Here is a 12053-nt window from a genome sequence, read left to right as displayed (position 1 = left end):
CCCGCCCGATCTTGCCACCGGCGCGCGGTTAGTCGGTCTCGGGCGCAGCCCGCCAGAACAGGCTGGCGAGGGGTTCGGGGGTGCCGAACACGTTCTCGACCGGCTCGAGCCGCACGGTCTGGCGCGCGATGGTGCAGGCGGCGATGTCGGTCGCATCCTTGCCCGTGGTCTTGACCACGCGGCAATGGCGGACGCTGCCGTCGGCATTGGCATCGAGATCGAGCACCAGCGGGCTTCGGGCGCGGCCTTCCGGGAGCACGCCCGCGGCCGTCAGCGCGGTGACTAGTGCTTCCTCGCTCCCCTCGGCCATACGGGTGTCGACGATGCGCTCCGGATCGGGGCCGATGGCGATCATGCCTTCGGAGTGGTGGAGTATGGCGATCGGCACCATCCAGTCGCGCGTGCCTTCCACTCCGCTCCAGTCGGGCGCGAGCTCGGTGCGAGCATAGGCGCAGGCCGCCGCATCGCGTGCCGGATCGCCGCTGAGGGCGATCACCCGGCACTGGAGACCGTCGGGGCGGTGATGGAGGATCAGCCCGCTCATCGGCTGCGTCTGCGGGATGTCGCTCCAGCCGGGCCGTGGCGCGGTCTTCCATTTCGGCGCGCGGTAGAGGGAGGCCACCTCGAAATTGGCGGGCGGGAAGCGCACCAGTTGGTGAGCGTTCGGGGCAATCGTGATGGTCGGCGTTACCTTCTGCTCCTTCGTGAACAGCGACCGGGGCGGCGCATCGGGCGCGGCATCGAAGACGCGGCTTTCGATCCTGAGCCCGAAGGTGCCGGGCACCCGCGAGCCATCGTCAGCCAGCTGCGGCAGGAAGCGCTGGCCCGCGATATCGGCGCACAGCTGCGCCTCATCCGCGATCACGCGGGCCTGCGGGGCATAGGCGCATCCGGCCATCGTGCCTTCGGGCGTGATGTCGAGCAGGATGGTTGTGTAGCGCGGCGTGGTCGGATCGGCGCGGTGCGCGCGCGCCAGCGCCGATTCCGGGCCGAACCATTGCAGCGGATCGACCAGCGCCTGCGCGCTGCGCAGCGGTGTGGGTTGATCCCTGTCCCAGCGGCCATAGCCGTTGAGGTAAAGCGCCAGATCGGCGGTCTGACCACCCGGCCGAACAATGCGCGGCGCGGTGGGGGCGGGTTCCCCGGCCTGCGCAGGCGCGCTCGCCAGCACCAGCGGGGCCAGCCATGCGAGCGCTCTGACCATCCTCATGACATTCCTCCTGCATCGGCATCCGGTCTTGTGCGCACGCCACTTTCGGCGGGGCTTGCCAGCCTCTCGGCTGCGACCTAGCACATGGCCCATTCTTACCCAAAGAGAGCTCAGCGCCATGCCCCTCATTCGTCCGATCAGCCTCATGGCTCTTGCCACCACCGCCATCGCCACCACCTTGGCGACACCCGCCTTTGCGACCACCCGAGAGGAACAGCCGAGCGTGACCACGCCTTCTGCCGCCAGCACCGAGATCAAGCCCCCCGTCGCCGAAAAGCGCGCACACTCCTACACCGTCCACGGGATCACCGTCGAAGACCCCTATGACTGGCTCTACGACAAGTCCTATCCGGTGGTCGACGACGAGGACGTGCTGAACCACGTCAAGGCCGAGAACGCCTATTTCGAGGCCAAGATGGCCGGCCAGGAGGCTTTCACCGAAGCGCTGTTCACCGAGATGCGCGCGCGCATCAAGGAAGACGATTCGACCGTCCCCCAGAAGGATGGCGACTATCTCTACTGGAGCGAGTTCGAGGAAGGCGCGCAATACCGCAAGCACTGGCGCAAGCCCGTGGCGGGCGGCGAGCCCGAGCTGCTGCTCGACGAAAACCAGATGGCCGAAGGGCAGGAATATTTCCGCCTCGGCGCGGCCTCGGTCAGCGAGAACGGGCGCTTCCTCGCCTATGCCACCGACACCAACGGCAGCGAGCGCTACACCGCGCGGATCAAGGATTTGCAGACCGGCGAACTGCTCCCCGACACGATCGAGAACCTGCGCGGCGATCTGGTGTGGGTGAAGAACGATACCGCGATCGTCTACGGCCCCTCGACCGAGGAATGGCGCACGCTCGAGGCCAAGCTCCACGTGATCGGCACGCCGGTGGAGAGCGATGTCACGCTCTACAAGGAGGAAGACCAGAGCTTCGGCGTCGGCACCGGGCTGACCTCGCAGAAGGACTGGCTGATCATCGGCGCGGGCGACAACGAGACCAGCGAAGTGCGGCTCGTCCCCGCCGACAACCCCACCGCCGCGCCCATTCTGGTCAAGGCGCGCAAGAAGGGCGTCGAATACAGCGTCGATGTCCGCGACGGCGATCTGTGGGTGTGGACCAATGACGATCACATCAACTTCCGCCTCGCCAAGGCGAAGCTGGCGACGCCGGGAGACTGGCAGACGGTGATTGCGGGCTCGGACGATTTCTATCTGACCGGCTTCGACCTCTACAAGGACTTCTTCGTCACCGAAGGGCGGCTGGGCGGCCTCGATCAGATCCAGCTGCGCCGCTACGACGATCCGGCCAAGGTGACGCCGATCACCTTCCCCGAGGCGAGCTACACCGCCGGGCTTTCCAACAACCCCGAATACGATGTCAGCAAGCTGCGGCTCGCCTATCAGTCGATGGTGACGCCTGCGACGGTCTATGACTACGACGTCAAGACGGGCGGGCTGGAAACGCTCAAGACGCAGGAAATCCCGAGCGGCTACGATCCCTCGCTTTACGTCTCGGAACGGCTGACCGTGCAGGCGCGCGACGGGACGATGGTGCCGGTCAGCATCGTGATGCGGAAAGACCGCGCCGCAATCCTGAAAAAGGCCGGGATCGAGGGGCCGGGGCCGCTGCACCTCTACGCCTATGGCGCCTATGGCTATGCCATCCCGCCGGGCTTTTCGACCACGCGGCTGAGCCTCGTCGATCGCGGCTTTGCCTATGCCATCGCGCATATCCGCGGCGGCGACGATCTCGGGCGGCGCTGGTATCTGGGCGGCAAGCTGTTCGAGCGGACCAACACCTTCAATGATTTCGTCGATGTGGGAAGGGGCCTGATCGCCAAGGGCTACACCGCCGAGGGCAAGGTCACGGCGAGCGGCGGTTCGGCCGGTGGCGAGCTGATGGGCGCGATCATCAATCAGGACCCGTCGCAATATGGCGCGATCGTCGCGCATGTGCCCTTCGTCGATGTGGTCAACACCATGCTGAACGAGAAGCTGCCGCTGACCCCGGGCGAATGGCAGGAATGGGGCAACCCGATCACCGACAAGGCGGCGTTTGCCTATATGCTGTCCTATTCGCCCTATGATCAGGTGGTCGCCAAGGACTACCCGCCGATGCTGGTGACCGCCGGCCTCAACGATCCGCGCGTGACCTATTGGGAGCCCGCCAAATGGGTCGCCAAGCTGCGCGAGCTGAAGACCGACGACAATCTGCTGCTGATGAAGACCAACATGGGCGCAGGCCACGGCGGGCAATCGGGCCGCTGGAACTCCCTGAAGGAAACGGCGGAGGAATTCGCCTTCATCCTGTGGCAGATGGGCATGGCGCCGGAGGCCGAGGGCGAGTGAAGGCACCCAACTACGGGCGAGGCCTTTTGATCATTTCGGCTATCGCGCTGATGATCGCAGCCTCGCCTTTCCTGCTGCTCTGGGGCGTCTGCGTTTTTGGAGCGGGCTGCCCATGACCAACCGTTTCACCCGCACCTACGTGGCCGAGCCGCAGCACATCGACGAGCTCGGCCACGTCAACAACACCGTGTGGGTGCAGTGGATTCAGGACATGGCCACCGCCCATTGGGACGCGGTCGCCCGGCCCGAGGATCGCGCGGCGTTCTTCTGGGTCGTGGTGCGGCATGAGATCGATTATCGCGGGAACGTGTCCGAGGGTGACACCGTCACAGCCGAAACGTGGATCGAAGGTCCGGCACAGGGTGCGAAATCGCTGCGCCGGGTGGAGTTTGCCGATGCATCCGGCAAGCGGCTCGTCAGCGCGGCCACCACTTGGGCGATGCTCGATCGTGCCACCGGTCGGCTGGCGCGGGTGCGGCCCGATATCCTCGCGGCTTTTTTGTGAGTTCGCAGACCGCCCGCCCCGCCTCCCCACCCGGCCACCATACCGTAATGGTATTGTTGGTGGCCGGGTGGGGAGGCGGGTCGGGGGGTCTGCTCGCGCGCCAGCGCGATCGCCAGTAAGCTAAGCCGCCTTGTCGCCGCGCCCCTCCGGGGCGGCGGTGAAGACCGTCAGGCGTTCATAGGCGAGCCGGTTGCGGCCGCTCGCCTTGGCGTCGTACATCAGTGCATCGGCGCGGGCGTAGAATTCGGCGAAGGCCATCTTGTGACGCGCGGCCTCGGCCATCATCACCACGCCCATGCTGGCGGTGACCGGCAGTTCCAGCCCCGGCACGTCCTGCATGATGCGGATCGGGATCGCCTGCCGCATCGCCTCGGCCCGTTCGAGCGCGCGGGGCCCGCGCAGCAGCACCACGAATTCCTCGCCGCCCAATCGCACCGCGATCGCATCCCGGTCCCCGCTGGCGCGCAGCGCGCCCGCGCAGGCGACCAGCGCGGCATCGCCGACCTGGTGGCCGTGCAGGTCGTTGATCGCCTTGAACCGGTCGAGATCGACCAGCGCGAAGGTATCGAAGCCCTGCGCCAGCAGCTCGTCGAAGCGCGCCTCGATCGCGCGGCGGTTCATCAGCCCGGTGAGCGAATCGCGGGTCGAGATCTGCTCCATCTTGCGCGCCTCGCTCAGCGCGGCATCGCGCTCGCGCCGCAGCGCGAGGAAGCGGTCGGCAATCGCGAGGCTGATCACCACCACCTCGATCCCGACCGCGCCATAGATCATCAGGTCGAGGCTGGAGGGGCCGACATGCCAGCCCAGCCCGCGCAGCAGGCGCTCCACAGAGGCGCAGATGATCGGCGTCCACGCCACCGCCAGATAGCGCGCCGAACGGCTGCCGCGCCACACCGCTTCGAGCACGGCCGCGCTGATCACCAGAATGAAGGGCACGAAGGTGATGAAGTAGGCGCGATCGTCAAACGCCTGGGTGCGATCCAGTTGCAGCGCGAAGAAGCCCGGCGCGATTATTGTGAACCACGCCGTCGCCGCGGTGATCCGCTGCATCAGGCGCGATTGCCCACCGCGTTCGAGAAAGGCGACCACGAACAGTCCGGTCAGCCCGGCGGCCAGCGCATAGGTCAGCGGCCCCAGCACCGCCATCACGGCCAGAGGCAGGGTGACGAAGGCAGAGGCCAGACCCCCGGCGGTCAGCACATAGACCATCATCGTGCTCACCATCCCCGCATGGAGCAGCACGAACCTCTCGCGCAGCACCACGAAAAAGCTGACGTCGAACAGCAGCGGCAGCATCAGCATTCCCATTACCAGCGCGAGCAGCAGCATTTCGACCTGCGACCATTCGGCGGTGTCGGGGTTGGCGGTGATGCGCGCCTCGGTCAGCAGCGGGATCGAATGGGGGCCTTCGATCCGGACGAGCAGCGCGGCGGTGTCGGGCGTGATGGCGGGCAGCGGCAGGCCGAACACCGGGCCCGCGGCAAAGGGCTGCGCCTCGGCCTCGGTCAGGCGGCGGCTGCGCACGGTGCCGTCACGGTCGATGGCGTGGAAGGTGATCCTATCGAAGCGGGCGATGCGGCTGTAGAACTGGCGTGGCAGCGGCCCGCCCTGCCAGCTGGCGGCTTCAAACCGCAGCCACACCGCGGGGCTGCCCGAAGGCCAGTCGCGGTTGGCACAGGTCCACGGTCCGCGCGCTTTCATCGCCGCCAGCGGGCGGTCCAGATCGCTGGCGCTGTGGCAGACCGGGGCATGGACGGGCGGCGGCTCATCATGGGCCAGCGTCGGCCGCGCCGCCAGCAATCCGAGCAGCAGCGCAGCCATCACGAGGCGAATAAGAAGGTGGCCCAGGCTTGCCATGCGCGCTGCGATACACATCAGCCCTTACGATGGCGTTAAGCAGATTACCTCCATTTTGGAGATAAATTACCAATATTCAGATGCTTGCACATATGTCCAGCGGCGGTGCAAATGCCGTTCCGGCACAATCGAGACCTCCTTATTCGGACCCGCGGCGATGGCTGCGACGATGGTCACAAGCTTGTCATGAAACCACCCTAGGGCGCGGGCTTGGGGGGCATGCAGCCCTTGGCGTATTTGCGGGATTTTCCATGACCTTTCAGTTTGCTTCCCTGATCCGAATCGGTGCCGTCGCGGTGCTGGCAGGTACCACTCTGGCCGCCTGCGATGGGGGCGGCAGCAGCGCGTCGCAGCCGGTGCACGCGGTCGGCTCGTCGACCGTGCTGCCCTTTGCCAAGCTGGTCGCCGAGAACTTCTCGCGCTCGAACGCCGGGATGCCTTCGCCGCTGATCGAATCCACCGGCACCGGCAACGGCATCCAGCTGTTCTGTTCGGGCCTCGGCCCCAACACGCCTGACATGGTCAACGCCTCGCGCCGGATGAAGGACAGCGAATTCGACACCTGCGTGTCGAACAAGGTCGACGAGATCGTCGAAATTCAGGTCGGGCTCGACGGGATCGCCTTTGCTTCGGCCAAGGGCGGGATCACGCTGAACCTCTCGCCCGAGACGGTCTACAAGGCGCTGGCCGCGACCCCCTATGGCAAGCCGCAGACCGCCAAGACCTGGAAAGATGTCGACCCGGCGCTGCCCGCCGATCCGATCCTCGTCTACGGCCCGCCCAGCACCTCGGGCACGCGCGATGCGCTCAAGGAGCTGATCCTCGAAGTCGGGTGCAAGAAAGACCCGGCGATGAAGGCGCTGAAGGACAGCGACGAGGCGAAGTACAAGCAGGTCTGCACCGAAGTGCGCGATGACGGCGCCTATGTCGATCAGGGCGAGCAGGACAACCTCGTCGTGCAGAAGATCGCGGGCAACCCCAAGGCGGTTGGGATCTTCGGCTATTCCTATCTCGAGGAAAACACCGACAAGGTGCAGGGCCTGCCGATGGAAGGCGTTGCGCCGACCTATGACAACATCGCCAGCTTCGCCTATCCGGGCGCGCGGCCGCTGTTCGTCTACGTGAAGAAGGCGCATATGCGCGCCATCCCCGGCCTGCAGGACTTCATGAAGGAATGGGCCAAGAGCTGGGCCAAGGACGGCCCGCTCGCCCGCATCGGAATGGTCGCGATGCCCGCCGATGCGCTCGCCGCCAATGCCGAAAAGGTGCAAACCCTGCCGGTGCTGACGCGCGAGGAACTCACCGCCAAAAAGTAAGCGTGCCGAAGTGATTGCAGCGCATGGCGAGGGCGGTTAGACCCTCGCCATGAGCGCGCGCAAGATCGCCGAATGGCATGATGCCGGCCTGATCGACGCCGCGACGCGCGATCGGCTTGCCGCCTATGAAGCCGAGCACACCCGCCCGCTGCTGCTGTGGGCGGTGTGGGGCATCGGCGCGCTGGCGATCGGCCTGGGCTTCGTCTCGGTGATCGCCGCCAATTGGGAAGATATTCCCGGGCTCGTCCGGCTCGCCGTGCATCTGGCGCTGATCGCCGGACTGCTGGGCCTGCTGTTTGTACGCGAGGAGCGGCTGGCGCAGACGTCGCCCTGGGCGGTCGAGGCGCTGATGTTCGTCATCACCGCGCTCGGCCTCACCTTTTTCGGGCATCTGGGGCAGGTCTATCAGACCTCCTCACCGCTCTGGCAGCCGCTGGCCGTGTGGCTCGCCCTGTTCGCACCGCTGCTGCTGCTGACCGGGCGCGGCTGGCCGACAGCGCTCGCCGTGGTCGGCGGGGCGGTGTGGACCGCGTGGGAATATATCGACGCCATGTCCGGCTTCCGCATGAGCGAACCGGAGATGAGCTGGAAGCTCTGGCTGGGTTGTGTTTCCGCCCTGCCGGTCATCCTCGCACTGGCGGGCGGATGGATGCGCGCACGCAGTCGGCGCCCCGATTTCTGGCGGCGGATGGAGCAGATTGCGCTTGCCTATGCGGTGGCGCTGGCCTCGCTTGCCTGTGCCTATGCCAGCCTCGGCGTGTTCGGCAATGAAGGCATTCTGGCGGGCGGCACGGCGACCCTCGCCAGTGGCGGGTTGGCGGTGCTGACGGGCCTCGCGCTGATAGCGGCCCGGCCCGGCGTGTCCGGGCGGATGGCGGGCGCGATCATCGCCGGGGCCGGGCTGGTGATCGTGCTTGCGCCAACCGTCGATGATCTCGCTGTCCCGGCAGCGCTGCTGTTCATGGCGCTGTGGGCGGGCATCGCCGCCGCCGCGCTGGTCGCGCATTGGCGCGGGGTGTTCCAGCTGGCGGTGGCGGCAATCGCGCTGCGGCTCATCATCCTCAGCTTCGAGCTTGCCGCCGATCTGCTGACGAGCGGCTTCGGGCTGATCCTGTCAGGCCTGATGATCCTCGGCGTCGCATGGGTCGCGGTTCGGGTGTCGAAGCGCTTTGCGCCGTCCTCGGAGCCTGAAGCATGATCCGGCTCGCCCGCCTCGTCGCCGCCGTCCTGCCGCTTCTCGGCCTCGGGGCGCTCTGGGTGCAGAGCGACCGCACCTACCACACCGGCACCGAGTGGGAGGTGCCGATCATGGGCTACGACCCGCGCGACTATCTGCGCGGGCACTATGTCGAGTTCAGCTATGACTGGCCGGGGAGCGACAACCTCGGCGACATCTACTACGAAGCGCTGTGTCTTGAAGGTGAAGCGCCCACGGTTGAGCGGGTGCGATGGCTTGAGACAGACAGCGAGCCCTGTGACCATCCCGTGCGCAGGAATCCGGGGGGAGTCTATGCGGAGGATGGACTGTTCAGCGGCCGCCTCTACATCGGGCAGGCGCGCGCCGCGCAGCTTGAGGAAGAATTGCGCAACCGCGACCAGCGCGGGATCGTGACCATCCGCCAGCGCGAGGATGGCAGCTTCACGCCCGTCTCCATCCGTTTCCGCCCGCTCACGCCAGAGGAAATCGCCGAGCGCGATGCGCCGCCGGATGAGCCTTTCGACCCGCTCGGGCCGCCTGCGGTGATGGAGACCCGACCCTAGCGGAAATCCTCGCCCGTCGCGGCGATCCGCACCTTCAGCCCGGCCTGACAGATGTTCTGGATCTCGATCCCCGGGTGGGCATTGACCTCGATGACCAGCGGGCCGTCGTTCACGTCGAGCACAATATCCGCACCGCAATAGCCGAGGCCCACCGCAGGCCCGCAACGCGAGGCCAGCTCCAGCACCCGCTTCCAGCCCGGAATCTCGAAGCCGATCAGGTTGACGCCCGTGTCGGGATGGTGGGTGATCGGCGTGCCTTTGACCACTGCGCGGGTGATCTTGCCGGTCTCCATGTCGATCCCCGCCCCGATCGCGCGCTGGTGGAGGTTGGCCTTGCCGTCGCTCTCGATGGTCGGCAGGCGCACCATTGCCATCAGCGGGGTGTGGTGCAGGCTGATGACGCGCAGGTCGGGCAGGCCCTCAGGCACGATCCGCGAGAGCGCCGGATCGGCGATGATCAGCGGCTCGATCAGCGCGGCGTCCTCGGCGGCGGAATCCCCCGAGAAGCCCCCGTCGACGACCTTCTGGATATGGTGCATCACCATCTCTTCGGGGAGCGGAGCGCCCGATCCCTTGTACCACGTATTGCCCTCGCGCCGGACCGCGAGCAGGATCCCGTCGCCCTGCGATCCGCGCGCGGGCTTGATTGCCCAGGCATCGGGCATGTCGCGGCTGGGTTTGAAGCTCGACAGCTTCTGGTGATCGTCGATCACCGCGACCGTGCCGGTGCAGGCGATCCCGGCGGCTTCCAGCGCATATTTGGCCGCCACCTTGTCGCGCGCCCGCTCGATCGCGTGGCGCGGGTTGTATTTCTGGATCAACGCATTGCGCTGGTTGATCCCGAGGATCTCGTCCAGCGGATCGAACGCCTGTTTGCCATGCGCGAAAATCTTCCCCAGCCCCATGAACATCTCAGACGTCCTCCGCCCGGCGCACCACCCAGGCGTTGTGGATCGGCGGGCGGCCTGCCGGCAAAGCCCGGTCATTGGCCGGTGTGCCGGTCGCCAGCGACGTGACAGAGGGAGAGATCAGCTGCGACGCCCGGCGACGCGCGCCGGGTGCGAGGTCTGCGGGGGATTCGATCACCCACATGCCGCCCAGCGCCGGTGCGCGCTTGGCCGCCGCGGCGAGCACCATGCCGTGACTGCGGTGCAAGGGCACCAGCTGCGGCATGCGATAGGCCGCGCGGACGCGCAGGCGCGGCACGGGCGCCGCCGGCTCTTCCTCCGGCATCGCTTCTGGCAGCGCCTCGGGTTCGGGCACCCGGCGCGTATCGGGCAGGCCCTTGCGGCGATCCTCGGTCACGCCTTCGGGCAGCGCGGCGGCCCGCGCCTGCCGCCTTCGTTCGAGCCATATCGGGGCAAAGCGGTGGATTTCCGACAGGCGCAGGCCGCGATAGCGACCGAGGATCGCGATCGCGATGCCGGTGGTGGCGGGCATCAGCAGCGGCGACCATTCGATCAGCGCCATCGCGAAGTTCGACACCATCACGAATTCGATCACCACCGCCAGCACGAAGGTGTTCAAGGCCATCTTGGCAGCCGGCTTGGCCCCGTCCTTGCCCCATTGCTTCCACCACCGCTCCACGCACAGCGCGCAGACGATAACCGGGAAGGCATCGACCTGCAGCTGGGTGTCGAGGATCATCTGCAAGCCGACCAGCACCAGCACGATCAGCGAGATCAGCACGCCGAGAAAGCCGACGCGGGTCATGCGCAGCTTGAGCAGGCTGGGGGTGACGATCATGCCGACCAGAACCGAAGAACACAGCACCACCGGCCCCATCACCGGGCCGATCTGGAGGAATGCCAGCGCAATCAGCATCGGCGTGAACAGGCCGAACGCCTTCAGCCCGATGAAACTGCGCGCCAGCACCACCAGAAAGGCTCCCAGCGGCAGCACCATCAGCAGGTTGGAGGGCTTCAGGCCCCAGATCGCCTGCGAGGTCGCCTTGCCGTCAAGCGTCGAGGGCAGCACGAAAAAGGCCGAGGTGTTGCCCACCCCGAGCCCGACCAGCACCGCCAGCACCACGGCAACGCCGAGGCCGACATAGAACGGCCGCCGCACCTGCGGCGTCGCTCTCCCCCAGATCTCGCGAATCCGGGCGATCATCTCAGAAGGCGTAGCCGACCGACAGAGTCAGACGATAACCCTCGCGCTCGCGAAGGCTCTCGTTGCTGGCGAAGAACACATATTTCGCCTCGGCCTCGATGCGCCACTTGCCGGGCCACCACAGCACTTCGACTTCGGGCACCACCTGCCGGTCGCGGCGCAGGCTGCCGTCATCGGCGATGCGGCCATCGAAGCGGGTCTTGATCACCTCAAGCGCGGGCCGCACCCGCAGGTCCTTCGCCACGGGCCGCGTGTAAGCGACCCCGGCGGAATCGCGCTCGTAACCGCGCGCTGGATCGTCCGAGGTGATGCTTTCGCTGCGCAGATCGAAGGTCAGGTAGTGATAGGGCCCGAAGCGGCGGCGATATTGCGCATCGACACGCGCGCCGTCCCCGGTGGTCGCGGGCCCGGCGCCATTGTCATATTGCCGGTCGCGCCATGTGCCCTGAAGCCGGAAGCGGTCCTCGCGGGTCGGCTCGAAGGTCACACGTGCGGAGCCTTGCCATTCGTCGGTGTCGGCGGATTCAACCGTCACCAGATCATCATAGCGGCGCGCCTGCAACTGCACTTCGAGCGTGCGGGTCACGTCCTGCTGCACCGTCGCGGTCAGCCGGTCGCGCGAGATGTCGCGGCGGCCCTCGCCCAGCCGGAACACCTCGATCCGGTCGGCCTCGACCCGCAGCCGGGTGCGCTTGCTGGTGAGCGCGAGGCCCACCTGACCGCGCAGCGACACGGCCTCGCCGTCGATCACCAGTTCCTCGTCGCGGGTGGTGGTCTGGGCGCTGACGGTCTGGATTTCGATCCGCGCATCGGGCTCCAGCCGCCACCCGCTCTCGTCGGCGGCGGCAAGCGGCGCGGCAGCAAACCATGCGACAAGGGGCAGCAGCCACCGCCTCCATCGTGCCTGGGATTTCATCACAACATTCCCCCGTTATCATCGCGGGCTTACGG

At 66.9% G+C, this 12053-nt stretch carries 10 protein-coding genes; 5 read left to right on the top strand and 5 right to left on the bottom strand.

Features of this window, described 5'->3' with window-relative positions; genetic code table 11:
• Window positions 1–28 precede the first annotated feature (28 nt).
• On the bottom strand, window positions 29–1210 hold the full coding sequence (locus tag BZF59_RS02085; RefSeq protein WP_143738064.1) for a hypothetical protein: 1182 nt from the start codon (window positions 1208–1210) through the stop codon (window positions 29–31).
• Between the two features lie 118 nt (window positions 1211–1328).
• Here BZF59_RS02085 and BZF59_RS02080 point away from each other — a divergent pair, with 118 nt between their 5' ends.
• Together BZF59_RS02080 and BZF59_RS02075 are read left to right on the top strand one after the other, a co-directional pair.
• Window positions 1329–3551, top strand: a complete 2223-nt coding sequence (locus BZF59_RS02080; protein ID WP_086606577.1) for a S9 family peptidase — start codon at window positions 1329–1331, stop codon at window positions 3549–3551.
• A gap of 112 nt (window positions 3552–3663) precedes the next feature.
• Entirely contained in the window at window positions 3664–4056 is a 393-nt protein-coding gene (locus BZF59_RS02075; protein WP_086606576.1) for an acyl-CoA thioesterase, read from the top strand.
• 120 nt (window positions 4057–4176) lie between these two features.
• Here BZF59_RS02075 and BZF59_RS02070 read toward each other — a convergent pair whose 3' ends face one another.
• Window positions 4177–5877 (bottom strand): sensor domain-containing diguanylate cyclase, encoded by a 1701-nt coding sequence (locus BZF59_RS02070; RefSeq protein ID WP_245805976.1) that lies wholly within the window; start codon window positions 5875–5877, stop codon window positions 4177–4179.
• A 287-nt stretch (window positions 5878–6164) separates the two neighbouring features.
• On the opposite strand from BZF59_RS02070, the gene BZF59_RS02065 reads away from it, so the two are divergent.
• From BZF59_RS02065 to BZF59_RS02055, 3 genes are read left to right on the top strand one after another with little or no spacing between them, the layout of a single operon-like run.
• On the top strand, window positions 6165–7229 hold the full coding sequence (locus BZF59_RS02065; protein WP_086606575.1) for a substrate-binding domain-containing protein: 1065 nt from the start codon (window positions 6165–6167) through the stop codon (window positions 7227–7229).
• 49 nt (window positions 7230–7278) lie between these two features.
• Window positions 7279–8427, top strand: a complete 1149-nt coding sequence (locus BZF59_RS02060; RefSeq protein WP_086606574.1) for a DUF2157 domain-containing protein — start codon at window positions 7279–7281, stop codon at window positions 8425–8427.
• Window positions 8424–8990 carry a GDYXXLXY domain-containing protein gene (locus tag BZF59_RS02055; RefSeq protein ID WP_086606573.1) on the top strand — a complete coding sequence of 189 codons (567 nt, stop codon included), beginning with the start codon at window positions 8424–8426 and terminating at the stop codon, window positions 8988–8990. Before BZF59_RS02060 ends, BZF59_RS02055 begins: the two co-directional genes overlap by 4 nt.
• Here BZF59_RS02055 and BZF59_RS02050 read toward each other — a convergent pair.
• From BZF59_RS02050 to BZF59_RS02040, 3 genes are read right to left on the bottom strand one after another with little or no spacing between them, the layout of a single operon-like run.
• Window positions 8987–9901: a sugar-transfer associated ATP-grasp domain-containing protein gene (locus tag BZF59_RS02050; RefSeq protein WP_158094254.1), complete on the bottom strand. Its 915-nt coding sequence runs from the start codon at window positions 9899–9901 to the stop codon at window positions 8987–8989. The genes BZF59_RS02055 and BZF59_RS02050 overlap by 4 nt on opposite strands.
• A gap of 1 nt (window position 9902) precedes the next feature.
• Entirely contained in the window at window positions 9903–11102 is a 1200-nt protein-coding gene (locus BZF59_RS02045) for a 7TM domain-containing protein (protein ID WP_086606571.1), read from the bottom strand.
• A gap of 1 nt (window position 11103) precedes the next feature.
• Complete coding sequence (locus BZF59_RS02040) at window positions 11104–12018, bottom strand: hypothetical protein (RefSeq protein ID WP_086606570.1); 915 nt, start codon at window positions 12016–12018, stop codon at window positions 11104–11106.
• Window positions 12019–12053 lie beyond the last annotated feature (35 nt).

Source organism: Erythrobacter donghaensis (assembly GCF_002155425.1).
GTDB classification, from domain to species: Bacteria; Pseudomonadota; Alphaproteobacteria; order Sphingomonadales; family Sphingomonadaceae; genus Erythrobacter; species Erythrobacter donghaensis.
The sequence above is the reverse complement of the archived record's forward strand: the minus strand, read 5'-3'. Positions and strand labels throughout refer to the sequence as shown.